This is a genomic window from Indibacter alkaliphilus LW1 (genome assembly GCF_000295935.2).
GTDB classification, from domain to species: domain Bacteria; phylum Bacteroidota; class Bacteroidia; order Cytophagales; family Cyclobacteriaceae; genus Indibacter; species Indibacter alkaliphilus.
On record NZ_ALWO02000033.1, the window covers coordinates 121,243 to 146,863 of the forward strand.

Consider the following 25,621-nt stretch of genomic DNA (forward strand, 5'->3'; position numbering starts at 1 on the left):
CCGATGAGCCTGTGAGTTCACCGGGCTTTTCTATTTTGATCCATTGATCAATTCTATTGGAATCAATCCTTCTGAGCTTCCACTACCTCTGCTTCAGTATTGGTAAATGGATTGCTCTGACGGATCAAGCCATCCGGCAATTCACCTTCAGTACTTGCCACCACGCAGCAAACCGTAGCATCACCGGTCACATTGACCACAGTCCTGAACATATCCAATATCCTATCCGGTGCAATAATCAATGCCACACCTGCACCTGGTACTCCAATGGCCTCCAATACGATGATCAACATGATCAGTCCCGCACCCGGCACACCTGCCGAACCAATGGCCGCTAATGTAGCGGTCAAAACGATGGTCAATTGCTGAGAGAGTGTCAGGTCCATTCCCAATGCCTGTGCAATAAAAACTGCCGCCACTGCCTGGTAAAGACTGGTACCGTTCATATTGATTGTAGCACCCAATGGAAGTACAAAACTGCTTACTTCTTCAGATACGCCCAATTCTTCTTCAACCAACTTCATGGTAACAGGAAGTGTTGCCGAACTTGATGAGGTAGAAAAACCCAGCAACATAGCAGGCCTCAGAGCTTTTAGAAATTCTCCAAAAGGGATTTTGGTAAATGACTTAAGCATGATGGAATAAACGCCTACTATAATCAATACCAAGCCCCCCATTACTACCAAAGTGTACTTCAGAAGAGCCAAAAGCAATTCAACAGCAGAATCCGGATTATCTCCGGCTATTTCTACAATCAGAGAAGCCATCAACGCAAAAACACCATAAGGAGCAATCATCATGATATATTCCACGATTTTGATAATGACATCATTCAATGCATCAAAAAAATCCGTAAAAGTCTTTGCTTTGTCCTTAGGAATCTGGAGCAATGCTATTCCTGCAATGATGGCAAAAAACACCACCTGTAGCATACTGCCATTATCTGCTGCTGCTGCGAAGAGGTTTTCTGGGACTATGTCTACCAAAGGCTGTAATGGCCCTTGGTCCTTGATGGCAGCCGCAGTATCAGCTTTAGAGCCTGCCTGGGAATCAAACTGAGCCATCAATTTATCTCTTGTATCCTGAGGTAATTGCTGACCAGGTTTGAAAAAATTCACCAAAAGAAGCCCCATCGTAATCGCAATCACTGTAGTGATCAGATAAGCAAGTATGGTTTTCCCCCCAATTCTGGAAAGCTTAGAAATATCCCCAAGATTGGCTACTCCAACAATCAAAGAAGCCAGTACCAAGGGTACCGCAATCATCTTCAAGGCATTGATGAAAATGGTACCAATCGGTTTGATGTAGAATACCGTAAACTCCGGAGAAAATCCAAACTGGATGATCACTAATCCGAAAACCAGACCTAAAACCAGCCCTGCAATGATTTGCGTGTGCAGTGGTATCTTTTTAAACATATAATTCGGGTTATATTTTACAATTTATTTGTCCTGCTGATGAGCAAATAATCAGCAAGTACCAAGGCACACATAGCCTCTACGATTGGCACTGCTCTGGGTACTACACAAGGATCATGTCTTCCTTTCCCAGATACCAAGACTGCATCCCCGGATTCATTTACAGATTCCTGATCCTGCATAATCGTAGCTACGGGCTTGAAAGCAACATTAAAGTAGATGTCTTCTCCGTTGCTAATCCCACCTTGAATCCCGCCTGAATGGTTGGTTTTGGTTCTGACCTTGTCTCCATCTCTGTAAAAGGTATCATTGTGGTCAGATCCTCGCATTTTTACACCTTCAAAACCAGAGCCATATTCAAACCCTTTCACTGCGTTGATGCTGAGCATGGCCTTACCCAATTCAGCATGTAGCCTATCAAATACCGGTTCTCCAATTCCTGGAGGTACACCTTGAGCAACACAGGATACTATGCCGCCAACTGTATCACGGTCTTTTCTTACGCCATCAATGAAGGAAATCATTTCTTCTGCCATTTGAGGATCAGGGCAACGTACAATATTGCTTTCTGTCAGAGTCAAGTCCAAGTCTCTATAGTTTTTCTCAAGCTTCAGATCACCAACCTGACTTACATAAGCATGGATAGAAATCTCAAAATGTTTCAACAACATTTTGGCTATAGCTCCTGCGGCTACTCTGGCAGCAGTTTCTCTTGCACTGCTCCTTCCTCCACCTCTATAATCACGAATACCATATTTTTCGAAATAGGTGTAATCTGCATGTGAAGGTCTGAACTTATCTGAAATATGGCTGTAATCTTTACTTTTTTGGTCGGTATTCATGATGACCATTCCTATAGGAGTGCCTGTAGACTTACCTTCAAAAACCCCCGAAAGAATTTTGAAATCGTCTTCCTCTTTCCTTTGGGTTGTGATTTTGGATTGGCCAGGCTTCCTTCTCTGCATTTCTTCCCGGATAAAGTCCTCATCGATAGCTACGCCTGCCGGACAACCGTCTATTACAACCCCTAGGCCTAAACCATGGGACTCACCAAAGGTGCTTATTCTGAATATTCTTCCAAACGAATTACCCATTATTACTTTTTCTGATAATCAACACGGCCAGCAGAATTACTGAAGCCAGCAATAGTAAATTAATAAAGATCGAAAAATAATACTTATATCGCTGGTATGAAAGTTTATTGCTTTCTACCTCTATCAAATCATAAAGACCACCCAGCCTTTGTCTTGAAATCGCCTGATTGACTTTGGACTCTCCCACCACATTGACCACTGCCGAAGGCCTCAATGTGTCATACTTGGCAAGTGCAGGGTTAAAATAAATCCATTCAAAATGATCCTTGAGGTTGACTTCGCCAGGTTCGTTCACAGTGAGGTAATAATTAAACTCCTTGATACCTGTGATCTTTCCTGCACCCCTATTGATTTGTTGCCTTACGTTGGGGTCAAATGTATTCAACTTGTGGATTTGCTGAGTCTTAGGAGGAGAGATGGAATTGATATTCCCTTCTCCGCTGATTCCAAAATTGTAAGAGAAACCTTCGCCTGTCTGTGCTTCAAAGTCCTTGATATTTTCCCTAAGTTGAAATACACCAACACTCACCTCATTTCTAAGTGGATGTGGAGGAAGAGGTTTTACCTTTACACTTTTGGCTGAGGAGTAGAATGTTTTGAAATCTTCCATTCTATTACTTCCAAAAAATGTAGGATTTCTTGCTACTCTATATTTAATCATCTCCCATGCAATAGAGGGAATGGTAATTTCTCCATCAGAAAATGGAAAAAATGTAGCTTCATAAACTTTATATTTTACCCAGTTTTTACCATTAAGAGTTACCCTTTCCGGTTGAATATTGGTGATGTTAAAATTTTCTTCCCAGGCATTAGAGGGCTTCATCTTTTTCAGGATATCATCCAGCTGCCTTCCCGGTTCGTAAAATTGAAAAGGAGCCTGATTGGTTTCAGACATGTAAAATGCCAAACTTACATTGAACCCTTCTCCTACAAAAACCTCGGATTTGTCTACAGAGGAAGCAAAAAAAGCATCATCTTCAATTTCAATAAACTCCGGCTCCTCTCTGGTTTCCCTCCCAAAAAGATCATCAAAAGCATCAAAAGCTCCGGAACGCCTTTGACTACTTCTGGGGTCTACTACGTTGACTGTTTTGCCTGGGTGACTTACATCATTTCCATTGATTTTTACAATGAATGGATCAATTGTAAAAGTACCTTTTCTATTAGGTTTGTAATATTGAATTATACTATTGGTACTTGTTACCTGACCGTTGATCACATTCATGGATGATGATTGTGAAAGTCCTTGTTTCTGAAATCCAGTGATATCAGGAAACTCATCGTATGACTTTATTTTATCATTCGAAATAGTTACTTTTATACTGAAAGTCTCATTGAGCCCGATCTCATCGGGTCCCAATTCTATAGTCACTTCCTGTGCCTGAACATTTACAGAAATAATGTATGTAAGGCATACAAGAAATAGGGTGACAGTCGTTCTAATCATAACTAGGTTTTAAACTTAGTGCCGCAAATTAACTTTATATTTTAAACGCAACAAACCATTCATAGTATCGTAACTAGGATAGTTGTTGTTTTAACTAACCTTAATAATTCTTTAAGATATGCTAGAGTACGTAAAGACCATTTTAATGAAAGTAAGTTTCGACCGAAGACTCTTCGAGAAAGAGTTGCGCAAGGCACTGAATCTTCTTGTTCCTGCAGAAATTCAGTTATTCAAAGAATGGTGTTACAGCAAGTTTTCCAGCAAGTATGAACCTGTCCTAAACAAATATTTCATTGGACTGGCAGGTTGAAAAAAGCTCCGCAAAGGAGCTTTTTTTATTACCTGGATTTTAAGCTTTTTAAACTATCCCTCCAAAAACTTGATATTTCTCTTCAAACCTTCAAACTTAGTGCGCTTTAAAGCTGATTTTTTAAAGACCTTCCCAAAGGTCTCTGCAGTCATTTCCTGCCAATCACTTTTCCCAAAACCCAACAATTCCGGGTTTGGCAAAAATTCTGGCTCAGAATGGTTTTGGGAAAATCTATTCCAAGGGCATACATCCTGACAGATATCACAGCCAAAAACCCAATTTTCCATTTTACCCCGAAAGTCCTCCGGAATGGCATCTTTCAACTCTATAGTAAGATAAGAAATGCATTTAGAAGCATCCACTACTCCATTTTTCACTATGGCATCTGTGGGACAAGCATCTATGCATTTGGTACAGGTTCCACAATAATCCTTTTGCAATGGAGCATCAGGACTGACTTCCAAATCAATAATCAGTTCTGCCAAAAAGAAAAAACTTCCCATCTCCCTGTTGAGTAAAAGACTGTTTTTCCCCAACCAGCCCAAGCCTGCTTTCTGTGCCCACTGTCTTTCCATCACGGGTGCGGAATCTACAAACACCCTTCCCCCAAAATCTCCAATCTCCAGCTGAAGATTTGCCAAGAAGCTTTTTAATTTATCCTTAACCACAAAGTGATAATCTTTACCGTAGGCATATTTGGCCAGCTTGAAATCATCTTTTGCCTCAGGTAGTTTTTTCTCTGGATAATAATTATAAATCAGGCTTACCACGGATTTGGCGCCTTCTACAAGTTGGGTAGGGTCTAGCCTTTTATCAAAATGATTGGCCAAATAGGCCATTTTCCCATGGTAGTTTTGTTTTAACCAGTTTTCTAACTTCGGAGCTTCTTCCTCGAGAAATTCAGCTTTTGCTATACCACAAAAATCAAAGCCCAAAAGCCTAGCCTGGGATTTTATGATCTGGGCATATTTGTCCTTTTTCATCAATGGTATTTTTTTGGGAATTACGAAGTACGATATACGATTTACGTGGCCTTTCGATTATCAAACCCTTTTCTACCTACTCCAACCTGTCTCTTGTCTCAAATCTCACGTCTCATGTCTGGACAATTTACGAAGTACGATATACGATTTACGAGGCCTTCCGATTATCATACCCTTTCTAACTACCCCAACCGTCCTAAATCTTAAATCAATGTCGTTTAGTTTAGGGTAACTTTTCCAAAGTTCAGATTTGAAAACAATGTTTATTTTTACTTTTAATCCAACTTTGGAAAAGTTTAAATTCAACTTGTAGTCTTATCTAAACGACATTGAATCTTAAATCATAAATCTATGTCTCATATCTCACCTCTCGCCTCTAAAAAAGACTTCCAGTCTCTCCTCCCATATTGGGTTTGAGTTTAAGGTGTTTATATGCCAGTTCGGTGGCCATTCTTCCACGGGAGGTCCTTTTCATATAACCTTCCTGAATCAGAAAAGGCTCGTAAACCTCTTCTATGGTTTCAGCTTCTTCTCCACAAGCAGTGGCTATGGTACTGAGACCGACAGGACCTCCTTTAAATTTTTCAATAATGGTCAAGAGAATTCTGTTATCCATTTCATCCAGCCCATTTTCATCTACATCTAAGGCCTCAAGAGCAATTTTGGAAATATCCAGTGTGATCTTGCCATTTCCTTTGATTTCTGCAAAATCCCTTGTTCTGCGTAGCAGCATATTGGCAATTCTTGGTGTTCCTCTACTTCTTCTGGCTATTTCATAAGCAGCCACATCATCTATAGGAGTTCCTAAAATCCCAGCTGACCTACCTACAATATCTGTAAGCAATTTGGCATCATAGTACTCCAGTCTGGAATTGATACCGAATCTCGCCCTAAGAGGAGAAGTCAGCAAACCTGACCTAGTGGTCGCACCGATCAGCGTAAATGGATTCAATGAAATCTGAACTGAGCGTGCATTTGGACCTGAGTCCAACATGATATCAATCCTGAAATCCTCCATCGCAGAATAAAGATATTCCTCCACCACAGGATTAAGCCGATGGATCTCATCAATAAAAAGCACATCTCCTTCTTCAAGATTGGTCAACAATCCTGCAAGATCCGAGGGCTTGTCCAATACTGGTCCGGAAGTGATTTTGATTCCTGCCTCGAGTTCATTGGCTATAATATGGCTCAAGGTAGTCTTGCCTAAGCCTGGAGGACCATGTAAAAGTACATGATCCAAAGGTTCATTACGCCGCTTTGCAGCCAACACGAAGACTTTAAGATTTTCCACAATCTTAAACTGTCCAGTAAAATCATCAAAACTCAAGGGTCTAAGTGCTCTTTCAATTTCTCGGTCAGAGGAATTCATGTCTTCCCTTTCACCACTCAGATAGTCTTCTCTCATATAATTTCTTGCTCTCTCACAAAGATAGAAAAATAGACCAAGGCATAAAGGGATACAAATACATCATGATTTTGCAATTTTGTTGCATTTTAGGGAAAATGGAACTTTATTTTGAAAATAAGCTTTAACTTTCGAAAAAATTGCCAATTCATGCAAAGTAACGCCAGTAAAAACATCATATATTCTATTGTTCTTCTATTACTAGTTGCAATAGTCTACCTCTACAGGCAAAATCAACAACAACCTGAAGTGAAAGTAGAAGAGGTGGGTAGCGGAAAGGTGACTTTTTCAGGCAATACCATGGGTACTAGCTATAGAATTGTGTACTTGGACCCAAATGAAAGGGACTTTAAAAAAGAAATTGATTCGCTTTTGGCGGTTTTCAATAATTCGCTTTCTACTTATATTGAGGATTCTGAGATAAGCAGGTTCAACAGGCAGGACACTTTACAGTTTGAGTCCGCATATTTTTATCCGATTTTAAAATCAAGTGATAAAGTTTACAATGAAACCCAAGGGGCATTTGACCCTACCGTTGGACCTTTGGTCAATCTATGGGGCTTTGGTCCCGGAGGACCTCAGCTCAAAGACAGTGTAAATATTGATAAAATGCTGCCTTTGGTCAATTTCAAAGCAGTGAGCTATGATTCCTTGGAAGTGAGAAAAAAAGAGGGAATGTATTTAGATTTCAGTGCCATTGCCAAAGGCTATGGGGTAGATATCATTGCTGATTTTCTTTCAAGTCAGGGGATTGAAGATATGCTCGTGGAAATCGGTGGTGAATTGGTAGCAAAAGGGGTAAATGATAAAGGTGAGCTTTGGAAAGTAGGCATTAACAGGCCTGAGGAACTGGGACGTGCAGACCAGCTTGTCAGCATCATAGCGCTCGATAATAAGGCACTGGCTACTTCAGGTAATTACAGGAATTTTTATGAAGCGGACGGTATGAAAATTTCCCATACTATAGACCCTGCAACGGGCAGACCTGTAAAACATGGTTTGCTCAGTGCGACAGTCATCGCCAATGATTGTATGGCAGCAGATGCTTATGCAACTGCCATGATGGTCATGGGAACTGAGAAATCCGTTGCTTTCCAAAAATCCTTGAATGATATAGAGATATTTCTGATTTACAACAACGAAGATGGTGAACTGGACTTTTATGCCAGTGAAGGTATCAAGCCCTACCTCTCTTTTATAGAAGAATAATCATAACAACATGGCATTAAACTTTACTCTTTTGTTTTTCACAGCCCTTTTGGCTGGCGGTATGGCTTATTTTATACCCAATTGGGAAGAAAGACTCTTCAAACTGGTTCTAGTGTTTGCGGGCTCTTACCTTTTTGCGATAACGGTACTTCATATCCTACCTGAATTATTTGTAGAGTCAGTCAGTCCTACTAGAATGGGGTTGTATATTTTATTGGGATTTTTGTTGCAACAGATACTGGCACTCTTGTCTACCGGCGTAGAACATGGGCATATTCATCACCCGAGCCATGTACATCAAGGTGCTAACTTGGGTGTTTGGACCATAATGATCGGATTGTTTATGCATGCTTTTTTGGAAGGAACACTTCTTTCACATGACGGCGCATTGATGCACCATATGCATGATCATGGGGACCATGGCCATCACCACCACCATCATGGAAACAACAATTTGCTTTTCGGTATCCTCTTACACAAAGGGCCTGAAGCTTTTGCCTTAGTCGCTGTTTTGATGACAGCCCTCAAAAAAAGATGGGTTTTTGTCCTGTTGGTAGTATTTGCACTTGCTTCTCCTTTAGGTATGTTACTAAGCAACTTTCTCTATGAAAGTAAGCTGTTGGGAGGCGAGACTTTGAATGTTTTCTATGGCATGGTAGCAGGGGGATTCTTACATATCTCAACCACTATTTTCTTCGAAAGCAGTCCAGATCACAGATTTCATTTCAACAAAGTACTGGTCAGTATCTTGGCTTTCGGCCTAGCCATTTCGCTGGAAATGCTTTTGTAGGTTTTTAACTAAGGTATTTTAATTTTTTCCCTTATATTATTTGGAATTGAAATTCAATGAAGCTAAGTCAGTCTATTTATTGCTAATATGGTATACTTTCGCTAATTTGATATATCAAACCCAAAATAAGCCTTATGGAAAAAGCAATTTGTCCAAAATGCGAACATACTAAAGTTGTAAAAAGTGGAATCATAGGAGGTAGACAAAGGTTTAAGTGCAAAAAGTGCGGCTATCATTTCACTGTCAATAAGCTCGGGAAATCCATCGATAAATACTATGTAGTAAAAGCTTTGCAGCTCTATATCGAAGGAATATCTTACAGGGAAATCGAAAGAATATTAGGTGTAAGCCATGTTTCTGTCATGAACTGGGTAAAGCAATATAAAATTAAAGCTCCAGAAAATTACGATTACAGACCAACCTATAAAGTGCTCAATCATACCGAATTGGTCAAATTTATGGCTCAAAAGGAAAATCTGACTGATACGGGAATGCTTATTACAGAACTCGGTGACAAGTTTATGATCATCAAGTGGGAAAGGTTCAAAAACCGGTAAAACAGAATTTTATTCTTTTTGCTATATTTTTTTAACAAATATATATGCTCACTTTTTGTTTTGAAAAATGAGCTTCCAAATTGGGTCATGCTTGAAGGAAATGTTTTTCTTTCAGGTGATTAACAAAGAACCCAAATACCCATGTTGCTCAAGTCCAAATGGTCTTTCCTGCTATTTTACAGTCTTGTCATTAGCCTTCCGGCCAAAGCACAGGACACTTTGGCAAATTTTATTTCTGCCAAGGATGAAATGATGGCAGACCACTCCTACAAACCGCTCACCTTATCCCTTTCGGATGACGGAACCAAATACGTGAGATTTTTGGTCTGGAACCAAATATGGGCACGGGCCACACAGAACAACCCCGGCACACTCAATGTCAATGGTAATGCTGCTCCAAGAACCTCCGACATTGGAATCAGAAGAGCCAGATTCCTAGCCTATGCACAGGTATCTCCCAGGTTTTTGGTTTTGACCCATTGGGGCATCAACAATCAGACATTTACCAACGGAGGAGTACCTGGCGGCGGACTTACAGGAAACCCCGGCCAAATCCCTGTTAATGTGGATCCTGAATCAGGATTAGGTTCTGCCTCGGGCATGTCAGCCAAAAAACCACAAATGTTTTTTCATGACGTATGGACAGAGTTTAAAGTAAGCGAAGCCATTTATCTGGGAGCCGGATTGCATTACTGGAATGGTATTTCGAGAATGAGTAGCCACAGTACACTTTCATTCATGACCATTGATGCACCAATTTTCAACTGGCCCTTGATTGAACTTACAGATCAGTTTGCCAGACAGTTTGGATTTTATGCCAAAGGTCAGTTTTCAAAATGGGACTATAGATTGGCTTTGAACAAACCCTTTTCAGTAGGAGCTGGAGGACGTTTTGATGAAGTGAGGCAAACTCCACAAGCCAATAACCTCGTCAATGACAATTGGGCAACACAAGGCTATATTGCTTATCAGTTTCTGGAAACTGAAAACAATAAGCTTCCCTTCTTTGTCGGCTCATACCTGGGCACCAAGAAAGTATTCAACCTGGGGGCCGGCTGGCACTACCATCCAAAAGCTACCTCATCCAATTCCGTAGACGGAACACAAAATTTGCACGATATCACACTTTTGGGAATGGACGCTTTTTTGGACCTCCCTATCAACCCGATCTCAGGAACAGCTCTTACTGCCTATGCGGTATTCTACAATTATGACTTTGGTCCCAATTATATCAGAAACGTTGGAATTATGAATGTTGGCTTTGGTGCAGGCAGCAGTCAAAATGGGGCAGGCAATGCACAGCCTACAATTGGGACTGGAAATATTTTCTACACGCAAGCCGGCTACTTACTCCCGAAAAGTATCTTGGAAGATCATGGTAGGCTTCAACCCTTCGCAGCTTTTACCTACAAAAACTTCGACTACTTCGACACCGGGAGTTCTCAATACGACTTTGGTATCAATTACTACATCAATGGGCATCAGGCCAAAATAACCGCTCAATATAGCACGCGTCCTGTTTTCCAAAACTATAGAACCAATGGTTCAGCAGGAGAATTTATTCTGCAAACCCATCTCTTTCTCTAAACACAATAACCCAAAACAATATGTCAGCACACAAAGACAAAATGAAAGCCTATTGGAAGCGCAACCTAAAGTTGCTGCTTGTATTGCTCAGTGTATGGTTCACCGTCTCCTTTGGATTCGGAATCCTCTTGGTAGACCAGCTCAACCAATTTAGGATTGGAGGATTCCAGCTAGGATTCTGGTTTGCTCAGCAGGGTTCTATTTATTCATTTGTCATTTTGATTTTTGTCTATGTATATGGAATGAATCAATTGGACAAAGAATTTGATGTAAACGAAGAATAACCACTAAGAAATCATGGAAATATTAACCTGGACATACATTTTAGTAGGAGCTTCGTTTGCCCTATATATTGGGATCGCCATTTACACTAGGGCAGGATCGACCAAAGAATTTTATACTGCTGGAGGCGGAGTGTCTCCGTTGGCCAACGGCATGGCAACTGCCGCTGACTGGATGTCGGCTGCTTCATTTATCTCCATGGCCGGGATCATTGCCTTTTCTGGTTATGATGGCTCAGTCTATCTAATGGGTTGGACTGGCGGCTATGTTTTACTCGCTCTTTTATTAGCTCCTTATTTGAGAAAATTCGGAAAATTTACTGTTCCCGATTTTGTAGGGGACAGGTATTACTCAAACAAAGCCCGTGTGGTAGCTGTAATTTGTGCTCTCTTCATCTCCTTTACCTACGTTGCCGGCCAGATGAGAGGAGTAGGTATAGTTTTTTCGCGCTACCTGGAAGTGGATATTGAATGGGGAGTGGTGATAGGGATGTGCATTGTGTTCTTTTACGCCGTATTGGGTGGAATGAAAGGAATCACCTACACGCAGGTCGCACAATATTGCGTGTTGATCTTCGCTTATATGGTTCCTGCAATATTTATCTCCATGCAACTTACGGGGAATCCTATTCCTCAGTTAGGACTGGGAGATACAGTAGCTGATGGTACTTATCTTTTGGACAAACTGGATGGGGTACTTTCCGAGTTGGGGTTTGCCGCCTACACAGACGGCAGAAAAGGCACTGCTGATATTTTCGCCATTACACTGGCTTTGATGGTGGGAACTGCAGGACTGCCACATGTGATTGTGAGATTTTTCACCGTACCAAGGGTAAAAGACGCAAGACTTTCAGCTGGGTATGCCTTGGTATTCATCGCTATTTTGTACACCACTGCACCGGCAATTGCAGCTTTTGGAATTTATAACGCCATAGATACTGTAGCAGGTCAACCAGTAGACCAACTGCCGGAATGGGTTGCCAATTGGCAAAAGACAAACCTGATCAGTGTTGAAGATAAAAATGCGGATGGGATGGTTCAATATACTCCATACAGTGACACGAATGAGTTGAATATAGACAAGGATATCATGGTTCTGGCCAGTCCTGAAATCGCCAAGCTCCCCAATTGGGTAATCGGGCTGGTAGCTGCCGGTGGGATGGCAGCGGCGCTTTCAACAGCCGCAGGTCTGCTTCTAGTCATTTCCACTTCAGTATCCAGAGATCTATTCAGGACTTTCAAACCTGATATGACTGAAAAAAGAGAGCTGGCTATCGCAAGAATTTCGGCAGCCGGAGCAGTAGTACTGGCAGGCTATTTTGGCATCAACCCTCCTGGGTTTGTCGCTGAGGTAGTTGCATTTGCATTTGGATTGGCAGCGGCTTCATTCTTTCCGGTCATCATCATGGGGATTTTCTCTACTAGGATGAATAAGGAAGGAGCCATCGCAGGGATGATTTCAGGGTTGCTCTTTACCATGGCATACATTGTCTTTTTCAAATTCATATCTCCCGAACTGAATAGCATAGAAAATTGGTGGTTTGGAATTTCTCCAGAGGGTATTGGCACTGTAGGTATGCTCATCAATTTTATCGTTTGCTATGTGGTATCCAAAGCAACTCCTGCCCCACCTAAAGAAGTACAGGGAATGATAGAAGAGATAAGGATTCCAAGAGGCGCCGGAAAGGCACATGCACATTGATCCAATCATTCAATAAACAAGGGCATACTCCGGCGAAGTAATTGTCGGAGTTTCCCTTTTTTCCCTCAGCCAAATGAAGTAATTTGAATAAAATAAGCATTCAGAAATGAAAGAAACATTGAAAAGTCAATATTTATGGACTACCTTTTTCATGGGGTTATTCCTTTTGAATTATCCGGTATTGGCTCTTTACAATTTAGAAAAAAAACTCATGGGCATACCACTCTTATACCTTTTGGTATTTTTCATTTGGGTATCCCTGATTTCAGCCACTTATTTCATCATCAGAAAAACAAAAGGACAGAAAGATGCTTGAGAGTAGTCTCATCATATCGTTCACTTTTGGATACTTGGCTATTTTGTTTGCCATTGCTTGGTTCTCTGAAAAATCTGCCGAGAAAGGGAACAATCTTGCTTCCAGCCCTTACGTTTACGCACTTTCCCTAGCTGTATATTGTACAGCCTGGACCTATTATGGATCGGTAGGAAGAGCTGCCACCAATGGTCTGGAGTTTTTAACTATATACATAGGACCCAGTTTGGTAGCACCACTTTGGTGGATAATCATGAGAAAAATCATTCGCATCAGCAAGGTGCAACAGATATCCTCCATAGCTGACTTTATCTCAAGCAGGTATGGGAAAAACATCACATTGGGAGGATTAGTGACCGTTTTTTGCCTTCTGGGCATACTTCCCTACACCAGTATTCAGATCAAAGCCATTGCAAGCTCTTTTGAAATACTTCAAAATGATCAAATTGGTGCCCAATTGCTAGAACTACCTTTTTATCAGGATACTGCATTTTACTTGTCATTGGGCTTGGCACTTTTCACCATTCTATTTGGCACCAGAAAGCTAGAAGCCACAGCCCAACACGAAGGGATGGTGATGGCTGTAGCATTTGAATCAATCTTCAAACTGTTGGCATTTCTGGCGGTAGGCTTATTTGTGACTTATTTTGTATTTGATGGATTCCAGGACATATTTCTACAGGCTGAATTGCGGGATTTAGGGCATTTGTTTGTGATGTCTGAAGAAAACAGTGCCTCCGAGTGGTTTTGGCTAAGTGTTTTATCTATGATGGCCATTATGTTTTTGCCGAGGCAGTTCCAAATGACAGTCATTGAAAATAATGACGAAAAACATTTGGATAAAGCCATGTGGCTCTTTCCTCTGTATTTGCTTTTGATCAATGTTTTCGTCATCCCTATTGCTCTAGGGGGCTTAGTCCATTTTGATTCGGCATCAGTAGATGCTGATACTTATGTACTGGCATTGCCCATTGCTTATGATCAAGGTTGGCTGGCGCTTTTGGTTTATTTGGGAGGGTTTTCTGCTGCTACAAGTATGATCATTGTTTCCACCATCGCATTGAGCAATATGGTAAGCAACAATTTGGTCATGCCAATTATTCTCTTCAATGATCAACTCAAAAACAAATATCAACACAAGCTTGGAGATATAGTAGTGATTATCAGACGGGCTACCATCATATTGATCATACTAGCGGCATATTTGTATTACAGGGAAGTCTCAGGTTATTTTTCATTGGTTTCAATTGGCTTGATTTCATTTGTAGCGATAGCCCAATTTACCCCTGCAATCATTGGAGGTATATTTTGGAAAAAAGGAGCCCGGCCCGGTGCATTGGCAGGAATAGTCGCTGGATTTATCATCTGGTTTTTCACACTTGTAGTCCCAACCATGGTCATGGCAGGCTTTTTACCTCAGACTATAATGGATGATGGGTTATTTGGCATTGCTGCCTTGAAACCCTACAGTCTCTTGGGAATGGAAGGGATGAGTTATGTCACGCACGCCTTGTTTTTCAGTCTTTCTGCTAATACCATCCTTTATGTAGTCCTTTCTTTATATTCCAGACAAAGCTCAAAAGAACACAATCAAGCTGTGGTTTTTGTGGATATTTTCAAATACAGCACCACCTTAGACAGCTCGATTATCTGGAAAGGACAGGCTTATCTTCCTGATATCAAATCCCTTTTAGATAATTTTCTGGGGACTGAAAAAGCAGAAGAAGCACTTAGAAATTTTACAGTAAGAACAGGCCGGGAACCTGGACAGAACAACTATGCAGACCCTGAGCTTGTCAATTATTCTGAGCGGTTGCTCTCAGGCATTATTGGAGCAGCTTCTGCGAGGGTGATGGTAGAGTCAGTCGTCAAGGAAGAAGAAATCAGTATGGAGGAAGTACTCAGTATCTTGAAAGAAACCCAAGAGCTGAAAAACCTTAATTTAGAATTGAAAAAGAAAAGTAAGGCCCTAAAAAAAGCATCAGAAGACCTTCGGGAAATGAACGAAACCCTGCGGCTCAATGACATGCTGAAAGATGAGTTCATTTCTACTGTAACTCATGAAATGAAAACTCCAATCACATCCATCCGGGCTTTTTCCGAAATACTGATGGATGAGGATCTTCCCGAAGAAGAAAAACATAAATTTCTGGATATTATCATTCAAGAAACCAAACGAATGAGCCGATTGATCGATCAGGTGCTGGAATTGGAGAAATTTGACTCGGGAAGACAAAAACTTAATATGGAAAATACCGAAGCCCGCATTTTGATCCTTCAATCAGCGGAAAGTATGCTTCAGGTATTCAAGGAAAAGTCCCTAGAATTTGAACTTGACTTACAATTTGAAGAACTTTATCTCAATTTGGATGAGGATAGAATCAAGCAGGTAATCCTAAACCTACTTTCTAATGCCTCCAAATTCGCAGTTGACAAAGTAAAACTAAGCTCCTTCAAAAAGAACCAACACTGGATCCTTCAGGTCTGCGATGATGGAAAAGGAGTTCCTAAAGAGGAAGTTCCTTTTATTTTCGACAAGTTTTTCCAAGCTAAAAATCAAACAAGTAAGAAGCCCATCGGCAGTGGTCTTGGGCTGGCTATTTCTAAAAAAATCATAGAATATCATGGAGGAGAAATAGACATAATTCAAGAACCAGGGAAAACTTGTTTCCAGTTTTCCCTTCCCATAAACGAATCTGAATCATTAAACCAATATTCCACAACCACACATGAACAAAATATTGATCGTAGATGACGAACCCAACATCTTGCTTTCTTTGGAATTTCTATTCAAAAAAGAGGGCTTCCAGGTATTCATTGCCAGAGATGGGGAGGAAGCCTTGAGCATCATTGAAGAAAGCATCCCTGAATTGGTGATTCTGGATATCATGATGCCAAAAGTAGATGGCTATGAGGTCTGTCAGCACCTCAAACAAAACCACAAGGAAGTGAAGGTGATTTTCATCTCTGCAAAAAGCAAACAACAGGATATCCAAAAAGGGTTGGCCATGGGTGCAGACCTTTACCTCACCAAACCATTTTCCACAAGAGAGCTTGTCCAAAAGGTCAAAAATATAATGAATTAATCCAAACAAAAACCTATAAATAACAATAACATGAGTGATAGAATACATACCCTTAGCGGTTACTTTCATGAATATCAAAAATCGGTAACAGAGCCCGAAAATTTCTGGGCCAGGATTGCGGATTCATTCCATTGGCAAAAAAGATGGGATAAAGTCCTGGACTGGGATTTTGAAGGGCCTGATGTCAAGTGGTTTGTCAACGCCAAACTCAACATTACCGAAAATATCTTCGAAAAGAACCTTTTCACCCACGGAGATCGGACTGCCATTATCTGGGAGCCGAATGACCCAAATGAAGAAGGCAGAAAAATCAGCTATAGAGAGTTGTATGAAGAGGTTTGTCAGTTTGCCAATGTATTAAAATCAAAAGGAATCAATAAAGGTGACAGGGTAATCATTTATATGCCTATGATCCCCGAAGCTGCTGTAGCCATGCTGGCCTGTGCGAGAGTTGGAGCAATTCATTCTGTAGTCTTTGCAGGATTTTCTGCCTCAGCATTAGCGGACAGGGTCAATGATTGTGAAGCCAAGGCCATTTTGACTGCTGACGGAAATTTCAGAGGAAACAAAAAAATAGCAGTCAAGGCAATCGTCGATGAGGCTCTGGAAAAATCATCCGTTGAGACTGTGATAGTTTGCAAGAGGACAGCCCAAGATGTAGAAATGAAAGATGGCAGAGATCATTGGTGGCACGATTGCATTGAAGGGGTATCTACAGAAAACAAAGCAGAAGTGGTGGACAGTGAAGACCCATTGTTTATTCTCTACACATCCGGTTCCACCGGAAAGCCAAAAGGAGTGGTCCACAGTACGGGAGGCTACATGGTGTACACCAAGTATTCCTTTGAAAATGTGTTTCAATATTCTCCAGGAGATATCTATTGGTGTACTGCCGATATTGGATGGATTACAGGTCACTCTTACATTGTTTACGGTCCTTTACTGGCAGGTGCTACTTCAGTGATGTTTGAAGGCGTACCGACCTTTCCGGATGCAGGTAGATTCTGGGCTGTAGTTGAAAAATATAAGGTCAATCAATTTTATACTGCTCCAACAGCTATACGTGCACTTCAAGCCCATGGAACAGATCCTATTGAGCCATACAACCTGGATTCTTTGAAAGTATTGGGCTCTGTCGGTGAACCTATCAATGAAGAGGCTTGGAGATGGTACTATACTCACATTGGGCAATCCAGATGCCCTATAGTAGATACTTGGTGGCAGACAGAGACGGGTGGCATTATGGTTTCCCCAATTGCGGGAATCACTCCAACCAAACCTGCCTATGCAACACTTCCGCTTCCAGGTGTACAGCTCTGCATTGTAGACCCGGAAGGTAAGGAACTAACGGGAAATTCCGTAGAGGGTAATCTTTGCGTAAAATTCCCTTGGCCTTCCATGATCAGAACTACTTGGGGTGATCATGACAGATGTAAGCAAACTTATTTCTCCACCTACAAAGGCATGTACTTTACAGGAGATGGTGTGAAACGCGACCATGATGGCTATTATAGAATATTAGGCCGTGTGGATGATGTCATCAATGTATCTGGACATAGGCTAGGTACGGCAGAGGTTGAAAATGCCATCAATGAACATCCATTAGTAATAGAATCTGCCGTGGTGGGGTACCCTCACGAGGTCAAAGGACAGGGCATCTATGCCTATGTAATCTGCGACATGACCAACAGAACAGAAGAAAACCTTGTCAATGAGATCAAGGATACTGTCAGCAAAATCATCGGGCCAATAGCAAAACCGGATAAAATCCAGGTAGTATCAGGGCTGCCAAAAACAAGGTCAGGAAAAATCATGAGAAGAATCCTAAGAAAAGTAGCCGAAGGTGCCACAGACAGCTTAGGAGACACTTCTACTTTGCTTGACCCTGAGGTAGTCAAGGAAATAATTGATGGCCGAAAATAAAGTGAACCCAAAAGAAATTGCGGTTTTGGAAAATTCCAGGACCGCAATTCTTATTTTACATTTTCCATCCAGTTCATAATCTGAAAAAGCATGTCCAACGTCATTGTCAATAGGGTCAAAGAGTTCTTGAAAAATTACCCACCCTTTTCTTTTTTGACAAGTACTTCCTTGGAAGAAGTGGCAAAGGCTGTGGATATTAAGTTTTATGGAGAGGGGGAAATGCTTTTTGAAAGGGGAGAACCGGCTCAAGACTGTTTTTTTATTTTAAAGGAAGGTTCTGTAAGCCTTTACGACTTAAAAGAGGGTAGGGAAAATATCATAGAAGTCTGTGACGAAGGGGATGTATTTGGGGTATTGGCATTATTGGGGAAAAGACCCTACATCCTCAATGCCAAAGCCAGTGAAGATGCGCTTGTATATGCAGTTCCCGTAGCTATTTTCGAAAAACTGGTTCAGGAAAACAGCAGGGTAAGCCTCTATTTTGCCGCAGGATTTGCTTCGGGTCAAGTTGTAATCAGGAATGACCTTTCACAATCCCAAAAAGCCCGTTCAGTATTCAACCAAGGTTCCGAAGACAATGGACTGCTGATTTTTACCGGTCAATCTGATTTCAACTATTCTAAAGAAGTACTCACCTGCCCCGAATCTACGGGAATTCAGGAGGCTGCTTTCTTGATGTCAAAAAAAGGTGTCGGGTCTATTGTCATTGTGAATGAGCATAGGCATCCATTGGGAATCCTGACGGACAAGGACCTGAGAAATAGACTGGTCGCTGCAGGATTACCCTATGAAACCCCAGTAGTTCAGTTGATGTCCACGCCTGTGATGACCAAGAGTCCATCTGCCGATTTCTCTGACCTCTACCTCACTATGGTCAAAAACCGTCTGCATCATTTGATCTTTACAGAGGATGGAAGCTCAAAAAGTCCTGTAACGGGAATTTTATCAGACCATGACATTTTACTTTCTCAGGGAAACAGCCCTGCAGTGCTGATCAATGCCTTGATGAATACCTGGGAAGTCCCTGCCATGGCGAAAATCAGAAACCGGGCAGAATACTTGCTAAAATACTATCTGGAAAATGAAGTCTCCATGGATTTCGTCGCCAATATAGTATCCGAAATCAACGACATCATCATCCAAAAAGCTGTCCAGATTTCTCAAAAAAAACTCGAGGAATTATATCCCACAATACCCGCTGTGAAGTTTTGCTTTGTATCCTTGGGTAGTGAGGGTCGGGAAGAACAATTACTTAGAACTGATTTGGACAATGCCTTGATTTTTGAGGATGTTCCCGAAGCAGAATTTCAATCCACACAACAATATTTTCTGGATCTGGGAGCTGAGGTGATAGAAATCCTGCTTTCCTGTGGATTTCACCCTTGTCCTGCCAAGATGATGGCCAATAATCCTAAATGGTGCCAGCCTATTTCTATTTGGAAAAAATACTTTTCTGATTGGATTCTCACACCCAATCAGGAAGCTTTAATGAACGCTACCATATTCTTCGACTTCAGGGCTATCTACGGCCAAAAGCAATTGGTACAGACACTCACAGACCATATCTACAATGAGATCAAAGGAAAAAGCATTTTTCTGAATTTTCTTGCAAAAAATGCACTCCTTAATCCTCCACCCTTGGGTTTTTTCAGAAATTTCATCCTTGAAAAATCAGGAGAACAAAAGGATAAGTTTGATATCAAATTGAGAGCGATGATGCCCTTGGCTGATATTGCCCGGATTTTGGTACTCAGTCATAAGGTGGTAGGAATCAATAATACATTCAAAAGGTTTGAAAAACTAGCAGAACTGGAGCCAAACCATGAAGAATTATTGAGAGAAGCAGGAAAAGCTTACGAGATCCTCATGCGTGTCAGAGCAATTGAGGGATTGAAAAGTCAAAATTCAGGAAGGTTTATCAGTCCCGAAAACATTGGAAAATTACAAAGACAATTATTGAAAAATACCTTTTACCCTATTGATGAATTGCAAAAAATCATCCGGGTAAGGTATCAGTTAGATTATTTTGGAAGTTGATATGGGCTGGTTGGACTTTATTTTCAAGAAAAAGGATAAAGCTGAATTTGTTCAGCTTTATGAAGAATACTCTAAGGAAATTATTCCCGCCCAACGGCCTATAAGCCAGTTAAGTTTTATAGTATTAGATACAGAGACAACTGGTCTCAATCCCGAAAAGGCTGAAATGGTTTCTTTCGGAGCAGTGAAGATTACACGGTCCAAAATTCAGGTGGAGTCGGCCAAAGAGCATTATTTCGATACCTCAGCCAAAAATCAGGAAGCTTTAAAAGTCCACGGAATTTTATACCCTCAAAATCCCACAAAACCTGAAGTCTTTGCAAAGGAGCTTCTACCATTTTTGCATAACCACATCCTTGTTGGCCATCATATTGGATTTGATCTGAAAGTTTTGGGGAAATTTCTTGCCCCATTCGGATTAAAAAAAATAACTAATCCTGTCTTGGACACCCAATATCTGGCAACAAGGCTGGAAAAGGGTTATCACTACGATGTAGGAATGGGTAAACCAGGAGAATACACTTTGGATAGTCTGTGCGAAAGGTACGGCATACAGCTAGACGACAGGCATACAGCTGCAGGAGATGCGTTTCTCACTGCGCAACTCTTACTCAAATTATTAAAAAAAGCAGAAAAGATCGGTATTGCCGATTACAGAACATTGATGAGATAGGCTGCTAAACCAAAGTCTCTAGTTCTCTTCTGAGTCTTTGGAGGTTTTCCTTTTTTTTGGGCTCTCTATTTTGAATACAAAAGTCCGTATGATAATGGTGTGCGGAAATAAAGCTTATTTGTATTTCAAGCCATTTTTTCCTGGAAAGGTCAGCGCTGAAGTGCTTTAATTCTCTGTATAGCCGATCACTTCCAATATCAAAAAGGTCTGTTCCCAAATATTCCAAATCAGCGTCTGCTATAATTTGTTCCAAAAGGGTTTGAGGATTCTGAGGAATTTTCGTTGCCATGATCATCCCGCAAATGGTATCAATTTGCTTTTTATGGAAACCCAAATCTGGAAATTCCCTATTTACTATCTGGCAACCTACTTTTTCATGCTCTTCTTTCTGAATCAAAAACCCGGCATCATGGTATAAAGCTGCATACTTGACCAGCAAAAGCTCCTCCCCTAAAACACCCTCTTCCCTAGCTATTTCGACAGCCCTATTGACTACATATTGGGTATGGGCAGCATTGTGATAGGTAAGATATGCCGGAAGTTCAACTTCAAGTTTTTTCAAAAAATAGGATTTCTGTTCTTCAAATTCCATTTTAGGTCAATGTTGTCCACTTTTACGTTTGATTAAACCGCCTTTAACTTCCTTGATGCTCTGCACATAAAAAAAAGCTTTTGGATCGATTTCAATTACAGCTTCCCTGATTCTGTGAATTTCTAGCCTTGTCACAATCGTCATGATTATATCTACATCTGACTTTACCTCGAAAGCACCTGGAAGATATCCTCTTTCACCTTTATACACAGAGATTGCTTTTCCAAAGTCATTTACGATCAGTTTTTTGATATCTTCAAAATCCTTGGAAATAATAGTCATAGCAGTATACTCTTCAAAGCCATCCACTACATAATCCGAAGTCTTCATGGCAGTGAAGTACACTAAAATAGAATACATCCCTGTTTCTATCCCAAAACGATATGCCGCTCCTAAAATGATCAAGGTATTTAATGCCAAAATGATCTCCCCTGAAGTAAAACCTGATTTTTTCTGGGTGTAATAACCTATTACTTCCAATCCGTCTATTACTCCACCTCCTCTGATGACAAAACCAATTCCCAAGCCGATAAAGAATCCTCCGAAAACAGCTATGAGTACTTTATCTTCTGTCACGGGCGGTATATCTATCAAGTACATGCCCAATGCCAAGAGCAAAACAGCAATCAGGGCTTTTAGACTGAAAGTTTGACCTATTTTACTATATCCTATGACCAGAAAGGGAAGATTGAAAAAAATCAATAACAAACTTATGTGAATGTTGGAAAAGCCCTTCACCAATATGGAGATCCCTGTAACTCCACCGTCCAAAAAGTTGTTGGGTACCATAAACCCCTGGAGTCCTACTACCGCAAAAAGAACACCTAGTATTGTGTAAATGATAGACTTAAGTGAAAATACTGATTTCCAGTTTATTTTTTTGAAGGTGCCATGGATTGGATTTAGCAATTGAAGTTAGGCTTTATTTTGGTTTTGCAAAAACTAAATCTACTCAAGTACCTCATAGGCCATCAAAGGTGTTTGTTTGTTTTTAAGCTTGAGTAAGCCCACCTCTTGACATTGAAATGAATCTTTAACAAGGGAATAACTCTTATCTGAAATCAAGATCTGGTTTCTATTGGCAGCAGCCTGAAGTCTTGCTGCAACATTTACTGTATCTCCTATCACTGTATAATCCAATCTCTTAAGTGTTTTGGAGCCAATATTTCCCCAAACCATATCTCCTGTATTGATTCCTATTGAAACTTCCGGATGATAACCTAGAGAATTGCCTTCCATACCACTTATTTTGATCTTATTCCGGATTGAAAGACAGGTCTCTATGGCCCTATCCAAGTGATATTCCCCTTTGAAGGTAGCCATTACAGCATCCCCCATAAATTTGTCCACCACTCCGTTTTCCTTGATAATCTCCTGTACCATGATGTCAAAATAAGCATTCAGCATATTCACCACCACATCAGCGGGTTCATTTTCACTGATCGAAGTAAAACCACAGATGTCAATAAAGCAGACTGTTCCTTCTTGGATTTCACTTTCTGTCAGTGCCCTTTCAATCTCCTTCCCTCCCATAAAATTCAGAACAGTCTCATCCACATACATTTTTAAGATATTGTTTTCTTTGACTGCCCTTAGAGTTTCCCGGATCTGGTAAACATGCTTGATGGTCTTTTCAATTGTGATTTCCAAATCGGAAAAATTCACAGGTTTGGTTACAAAATCAAATGCACCTCTATTCATGGCGGTCCTGATATTGTCCATGTCACCATAAGCCGAAACAATTACTGACTTCATCAGGGAATTCTGCTCACCCAATTTACTTAACAAAGTTAATCCGTCCATTTCAGGCATATTGATATCACTCAACACCATATCAATATCTTTGTGAACTTCTAATTGTTCCAAAGCGTGCCTACCGTTCATAGCAAAAATAAATTCGTACTCCTGTTGCCTTATCTTTTGCCTGAATTTTTGCCTGATCAAAACTTCCAAATCCTCCTCATCATCAACAACTAATATTTTCGCCATTTTTTTATTTATTAATCAAACGGTTGATTTCTTCTTTTAAAGAAACAAAATCGATTGGTTTGGTAAAAAAATCCTTTGCTCCTGAATTAATAGCCTTTTCATAATTTTCTTTATCTCCGTAAGCAGAGATCATGCTTACCTCAATCTGAGGAAACCTCCCTTTGATCTTTTCAAGCAATTCCAGTCCTGTCATCCCTGGCATATTGATATCTGAGAAAACATATACAAATTGGGGCGGGTCTTCAGAGCCCAAGATATCCAAAGCTTCATTACCGGAGAAAGCAAACTCTAGGGTCAAATCTCCCTTTCTTATTTCTTTGCGGAATTTTTGCCTGAACAGCATCTCCACATCTTTCTCATCATCTACAATCAATATTTTCATATTCATACTTTCGCATAGTTGGAGAAGTCAAAAAACCAGCCTACTTGACATCAGGCCGGATAGCATTTTTAACTCCAAAATTTCTCTTCTTCTTTTAGCTCAGTCAAAAAATCCCGGGTTTGATCATATCCTTTTTTGACTACTTTTTCCCATTTGCTGTCATCCAACAAACTTACCGCCCCCAAATTCATTTCAAAATATAAAGAAACCTTTGATTTGGTAATTTCCTCTTTTTGCCTGCTATTAAAAGTCATAGAATTGACCATCACCGAGGTAAGGGCAGGGCTATCGTATTTCTTCTTTTTGGCAAAAGTCTCCTTCAACTGTGACCAAGCTGAAGAAACATCTTTGGCTTCTACCTTTTGAGGCTCAGAACCTGTCAAAGAAATCGCAACAATATGCTTGATCGGGTATCTATACATGGGATCCACAGGGATGTTGTCAGAGACTCCCCCATCTACATAAACCTGATTGTCTATGACAACAGGAGGGAAAATCCCAGGTAAAGCGAAACTCGCCTGAACCTGCTTCCAGACTGGGCCTTTGGTATGTACCCTCACTTCGGAGTTGGAAATACTGGTAGAAACACAATAGGAATTGATCCAAAAATCTTCCAGTTGGGTATCTTTGAAAATATTTTCTACAAAACCGGCAATATCCTTTTCAGAGTCTTTGGAAAAGAAATTCAGGAAAAAGTCATTGATACCTTCTTCATTTTCCACTGATTGCCTACAGATGGTATCCACTTTTTCAAAATCGAAATCTGCATAGGTCATGGCCATTCCGTAAAGCGCACCTGCGCTGGTGCCTCCTACAAAATCTATTTCCATTCCTGATTTGAGCAAAGCTTTGACTGCGCCTACATGAGCGTAACCTTTGATGCCACTACCTCCCAAAACCAACCCAACCGCTCTATTGGTAATGATCCTGCAAAGCCTTCTAAGGTCTTTTGCATTCGTTTTTCTGACGTGAATGTGCAAGTTCACATTTCTAGGTTCCAGCCATTTGATGGTTCCTCTCGGTGACTTGCTATCTTCATCGTGAAGCAGTACCAAATAGGTCTTTTTGTTTAGAACTGAATCTCCATACAATTCTTGCGATTCTTCTACCGGGTGCAAACTTGGATCAGCTTCCGCATCAGCAAGCAATACAATCAAATCTGCATGAAGCAGACATTGCTTGGTCCAAGCTTGATCTTTGCCACTGCAAAGCATCAGATTGACTCCTTTGTGATTCTCCAGTTCTTCTGTTAATCCGTCTGGGCCATACTTTTCCTTGTGGAAAACTTTGGTGGAAATAAAATCCTTACCCAAAAACTCCTTAAGACCTTCTGCAAGCTCTCCGACAGGATTACTGTCATGCATATTGATCAAAGCAATGTTGGATGGAGCAGCTTGAAGGTTTTGTTGAAGAAGATTTCTTCTCAGCCTATTGATCACAAATCTTGTCAATGATGCTGCAAAGCCAGGATTATTCCTGACAATTTCCCCATACATTTCCTGGCTGATTTCAAGTACCAAAGATTTTCTCATAGCAACAATTGATGCCATCCTAGGTTCATTGGTGAAAAGGGCAATCTCTCCTACCGGCTCACCGGCACCTATATCACCAAGAATCGCTGTTCCCGCGCTATCTTGGTTCAAGGCTCTCAACCTTCCTGATAGCACAATAAAGAGCTCATTGTTACCATCGCCCTGTTTGAAAAGGTAGTCCCCTGAATTTAACTCGGTCTTTTTACCGGATTCAAAAATCTGCTTCAACAAAGCCTCATCCATATCCCCGAAGAGGTTTTTGAGAAGCTTTTTAAAGTGGTCATCAAAATTGTATGTGGGTTCCATGA

At 40.8% G+C, this 25,621-nt stretch carries 23 protein-coding genes; 13 read left to right on the forward strand and 10 right to left on the reverse strand.

What is annotated here, in order from left to right:
* Window positions 1-62 precede the first annotated feature (62 nt).
* Genes A33Q_RS10630 through A33Q_RS10640 form a run of 3 tightly spaced genes read right to left on the reverse strand, consistent with a single transcriptional unit; the run spans window position 63 to window position 3,959 of the window.
* Window positions 63-1,418, reverse strand: a complete 1,356-nt coding sequence (locus tag A33Q_RS10630) for a dicarboxylate/amino acid:cation symporter (protein ID WP_009033949.1) — start codon at window positions 1,416-1,418, stop codon at window positions 63-65.
* A gap of 17 nt (window positions 1,419-1,435) precedes the next feature.
* On the reverse strand, window positions 1,436-2,512 hold the full coding sequence (gene aroC, locus A33Q_RS10635) for a chorismate synthase (protein ID WP_009033950.1): 1,077 nt from the start codon (window positions 2,510-2,512) through the stop codon (window positions 1,436-1,438).
* Window positions 2,505-3,959, reverse strand: coding sequence for a BatD family protein (locus tag A33Q_RS10640; protein WP_009033951.1), 1,455 nt, complete (start codon window positions 3,957-3,959; stop codon window positions 2,505-2,507). Before A33Q_RS10640 ends, aroC begins: the two co-directional genes overlap by 8 nt.
* Window positions 3,960-4,077: 118 nt before the next feature.
* Here A33Q_RS10640 and A33Q_RS10645 point away from each other — a divergent pair, with 118 nt between their 5' ends.
* Window positions 4,078-4,269, forward strand: coding sequence for a hypothetical protein (locus tag A33Q_RS10645; RefSeq protein ID WP_040490356.1), 192 nt, complete (start codon window positions 4,078-4,080; stop codon window positions 4,267-4,269).
* Window positions 4,270-4,322: 53 nt separating this feature from the next.
* On the opposite strand, the gene queG is transcribed toward A33Q_RS10645, so the two are convergent.
* Both queG and ruvB read right to left on the reverse strand, forming a co-directional pair.
* Complete coding sequence (gene queG / locus A33Q_RS10650; protein WP_009033953.1) at window positions 4,323-5,252, reverse strand: tRNA epoxyqueuosine(34) reductase QueG; 930 nt, start codon at window positions 5,250-5,252, stop codon at window positions 4,323-4,325.
* Window positions 5,253-5,628: 376 nt separating this feature from the next.
* Entirely contained in the window at window positions 5,629-6,660 is a 1,032-nt protein-coding gene (gene ruvB / locus A33Q_RS10655) for a Holliday junction branch migration DNA helicase RuvB (protein WP_009033954.1), read from the reverse strand.
* Between the two features lie 150 nt (window positions 6,661-6,810).
* Here ruvB and A33Q_RS10660 point away from each other — a divergent pair, with 150 nt between their 5' ends.
* The 12 genes from A33Q_RS10660 to A33Q_RS10715 all read left to right on the forward strand — a co-directional run bounded on the left by A33Q_RS10660 (window position 6,811) and on the right by A33Q_RS10715 (window position 20,818).
* Complete coding sequence (locus A33Q_RS10660; protein ID WP_009033955.1) at window positions 6,811-7,869, forward strand: FAD:protein FMN transferase; 1,059 nt, start codon at window positions 6,811-6,813, stop codon at window positions 7,867-7,869.
* Window positions 7,870-7,879: 10 nt separating this feature from the next.
* A complete protein-coding gene (locus A33Q_RS10665) occupies window positions 7,880-8,659 on the forward strand; it encodes a ZIP family metal transporter (protein WP_009033956.1) in 780 nt (259 codons plus the stop codon).
* 134 nt (window positions 8,660-8,793) lie between these two features.
* Complete coding sequence (locus A33Q_RS10670; RefSeq protein WP_009033957.1) at window positions 8,794-9,216, forward strand: IS1/IS1595 family N-terminal zinc-binding domain-containing protein; 423 nt, start codon at window positions 8,794-8,796, stop codon at window positions 9,214-9,216.
* Between the two features lie 141 nt (window positions 9,217-9,357).
* On the forward strand, window positions 9,358-10,803 hold the full coding sequence (locus tag A33Q_RS10675; RefSeq protein ID WP_016255092.1) for a hypothetical protein: 1,446 nt from the start codon (window positions 9,358-9,360) through the stop codon (window positions 10,801-10,803).
* Between the two features lie 20 nt (window positions 10,804-10,823).
* Complete coding sequence (locus tag A33Q_RS10680; RefSeq protein WP_009033958.1) at window positions 10,824-11,087, forward strand: DUF4212 domain-containing protein; 264 nt, start codon at window positions 10,824-10,826, stop codon at window positions 11,085-11,087.
* Between the two features lie 13 nt (window positions 11,088-11,100).
* On the forward strand, window positions 11,101-12,786 hold the full coding sequence (locus A33Q_RS10685; RefSeq protein WP_009033959.1) for a sodium:solute symporter family protein: 1,686 nt from the start codon (window positions 11,101-11,103) through the stop codon (window positions 12,784-12,786).
* A 106-nt stretch (window positions 12,787-12,892) separates the two neighbouring features.
* Entirely contained in the window at window positions 12,893-13,102 is a 210-nt protein-coding gene (locus A33Q_RS10690) for a hypothetical protein (protein WP_009033960.1), read from the forward strand.
* A complete protein-coding gene (locus A33Q_RS10695; protein ID WP_009033961.1) occupies window positions 13,095-15,854 on the forward strand; it encodes an ATP-binding protein in 2,760 nt (919 codons plus the stop codon). The genes A33Q_RS10690 and A33Q_RS10695 overlap by 8 nt, the downstream gene beginning before the upstream one ends.
* Window positions 15,829-16,185: a response regulator transcription factor gene (locus A33Q_RS10700; RefSeq protein ID WP_009033962.1), complete on the forward strand. Its 357-nt coding sequence runs from the start codon at window positions 15,829-15,831 to the stop codon at window positions 16,183-16,185. The genes A33Q_RS10695 and A33Q_RS10700 overlap by 26 nt, the downstream gene beginning before the upstream one ends.
* Before the next feature lie 30 nt (window positions 16,186-16,215).
* A complete protein-coding gene (gene acs, locus A33Q_RS10705) occupies window positions 16,216-18,108 on the forward strand; it encodes an acetate--CoA ligase (RefSeq protein WP_009033963.1) in 1,893 nt (630 codons plus the stop codon).
* A gap of 90 nt (window positions 18,109-18,198) precedes the next feature.
* Window positions 18,199-20,145 (forward strand): DUF294 nucleotidyltransferase-like domain-containing protein, encoded by a 1,947-nt coding sequence (locus tag A33Q_RS10710; RefSeq protein WP_009033964.1) that lies wholly within the window; start codon window positions 18,199-18,201, stop codon window positions 20,143-20,145.
* Window positions 20,135-20,818: a 3'-5' exonuclease gene (locus A33Q_RS10715; protein ID WP_235062795.1), complete on the forward strand. Its 684-nt coding sequence runs from the start codon at window positions 20,135-20,137 to the stop codon at window positions 20,816-20,818. The genes A33Q_RS10710 and A33Q_RS10715 overlap by 11 nt, the downstream gene beginning before the upstream one ends.
* A 4-nt stretch (window positions 20,819-20,822) precedes the next feature.
* On the opposite strand, the gene A33Q_RS10720 is transcribed toward A33Q_RS10715, so the two are convergent.
* From A33Q_RS10720 to A33Q_RS10740, 5 genes are all read right to left on the reverse strand, one after another.
* The gene (locus tag A33Q_RS10720) at window positions 20,823-21,410 is read right to left on the reverse strand and encodes an HD domain-containing protein (RefSeq protein ID WP_009033966.1); all 588 of its coding nucleotides are present in this window, start codon (window positions 21,408-21,410) and stop codon (window positions 20,823-20,825) included.
* 6 nt (window positions 21,411-21,416) lie between these two features.
* On the reverse strand, window positions 21,417-22,319 hold the full coding sequence (locus A33Q_RS10725; RefSeq protein ID WP_009033967.1) for a YitT family protein: 903 nt from the start codon (window positions 22,317-22,319) through the stop codon (window positions 21,417-21,419).
* A 39-nt stretch (window positions 22,320-22,358) separates the two neighbouring features.
* Entirely contained in the window at window positions 22,359-23,399 is a 1,041-nt protein-coding gene (locus A33Q_RS10730) for an adenylate/guanylate cyclase domain-containing protein (RefSeq protein WP_009033968.1), read from the reverse strand.
* 4 nt (window positions 23,400-23,403) lie between these two features.
* The gene (locus tag A33Q_RS10735; RefSeq protein WP_016255093.1) at window positions 23,404-23,781 is read right to left on the reverse strand and encodes a response regulator; all 378 of its coding nucleotides are present in this window, start codon (window positions 23,779-23,781) and stop codon (window positions 23,404-23,406) included.
* Between the two features lie 68 nt (window positions 23,782-23,849).
* Window positions 23,850-25,619 (reverse strand): patatin-like phospholipase family protein, encoded by a 1,770-nt coding sequence (locus A33Q_RS10740; RefSeq protein ID WP_009033970.1) that lies wholly within the window; start codon window positions 25,617-25,619, stop codon window positions 23,850-23,852.
* Window positions 25,620-25,621: the final 2 nt, after the last annotated feature.

What these genes read in the sequence shown, in the direction of transcription:
- A33Q_RS10630 (WP_009033949.1), bottom strand. Translation starts at nt 1,418, where the DNA reads ATGTTTAAAAAGATACCACTGCACACGCAAATCATTGCAGGGCTGGTT.
- aroC (WP_009033950.1), bottom strand. Translation starts at nt 2,512, where the DNA reads ATGGGTAATTCGTTTGGAAGAATATTCAGAATAAGCACCTTTGGTGAG.
- A33Q_RS10640 (WP_009033951.1), bottom strand. Translation starts at nt 3,959, where the DNA reads ATGATTAGAACGACTGTCACCCTATTTCTTGTATGCCTTACATACATT.
- A33Q_RS10645 (WP_040490356.1), top strand. Translation starts at nt 4,078, where the DNA reads ATGCTAGAGTACGTAAAGACCATTTTAATGAAAGTAAGTTTCGACCGA.
- queG (WP_009033953.1), bottom strand. Translation starts at nt 5,252, where the DNA reads ATGAAAAAGGACAAATATGCCCAGATCATAAAATCCCAGGCTAGGCTT.
- ruvB (WP_009033954.1), bottom strand. Translation starts at nt 6,660, where the DNA reads ATGAGAGAAGACTATCTGAGTGGTGAAAGGGAAGACATGAATTCCTCT.
- A33Q_RS10660 (WP_009033955.1), top strand. Translation starts at nt 6,811, where the DNA reads ATGCAAAGTAACGCCAGTAAAAACATCATATATTCTATTGTTCTTCTA.
- A33Q_RS10665 (WP_009033956.1), top strand. Translation starts at nt 7,880, where the DNA reads ATGGCATTAAACTTTACTCTTTTGTTTTTCACAGCCCTTTTGGCTGGC.
- A33Q_RS10670 (WP_009033957.1), top strand. Translation starts at nt 8,794, where the DNA reads ATGGAAAAAGCAATTTGTCCAAAATGCGAACATACTAAAGTTGTAAAA.
- A33Q_RS10675 (WP_016255092.1), top strand. Translation starts at nt 9,358, where the DNA reads ATGTTGCTCAAGTCCAAATGGTCTTTCCTGCTATTTTACAGTCTTGTC.
- A33Q_RS10680 (WP_009033958.1), top strand. Translation starts at nt 10,824, where the DNA reads ATGTCAGCACACAAAGACAAAATGAAAGCCTATTGGAAGCGCAACCTA.
- A33Q_RS10685 (WP_009033959.1), top strand. Translation starts at nt 11,101, where the DNA reads ATGGAAATATTAACCTGGACATACATTTTAGTAGGAGCTTCGTTTGCC.
- A33Q_RS10690 (WP_009033960.1), top strand. Translation starts at nt 12,893, where the DNA reads ATGAAAGAAACATTGAAAAGTCAATATTTATGGACTACCTTTTTCATG.
- A33Q_RS10695 (WP_009033961.1), top strand. Translation starts at nt 13,095, where the DNA reads ATGCTTGAGAGTAGTCTCATCATATCGTTCACTTTTGGATACTTGGCT.
- A33Q_RS10700 (WP_009033962.1), top strand. Translation starts at nt 15,829, where the DNA reads ATGAACAAAATATTGATCGTAGATGACGAACCCAACATCTTGCTTTCT.
- acs (WP_009033963.1), top strand. Translation starts at nt 16,216, where the DNA reads ATGAGTGATAGAATACATACCCTTAGCGGTTACTTTCATGAATATCAA.
- A33Q_RS10710 (WP_009033964.1), top strand. Translation starts at nt 18,199, where the DNA reads ATGTCCAACGTCATTGTCAATAGGGTCAAAGAGTTCTTGAAAAATTAC.
- A33Q_RS10720 (WP_009033966.1), bottom strand. Translation starts at nt 21,410, where the DNA reads ATGGAATTTGAAGAACAGAAATCCTATTTTTTGAAAAAACTTGAAGTT.
- A33Q_RS10730 (WP_009033968.1), bottom strand. Translation starts at nt 23,399, where the DNA reads ATGGCGAAAATATTAGTTGTTGATGATGAGGAGGATTTGGAAGTTTTG.
- A33Q_RS10735 (WP_016255093.1), bottom strand. Translation starts at nt 23,781, where the DNA reads ATGAAAATATTGATTGTAGATGATGAGAAAGATGTGGAGATGCTGTTC.
- A33Q_RS10740 (WP_009033970.1), bottom strand. Translation starts at nt 25,619, where the DNA reads ATGGAACCCACATACAATTTTGATGACCACTTTAAAAAGCTTCTCAAA.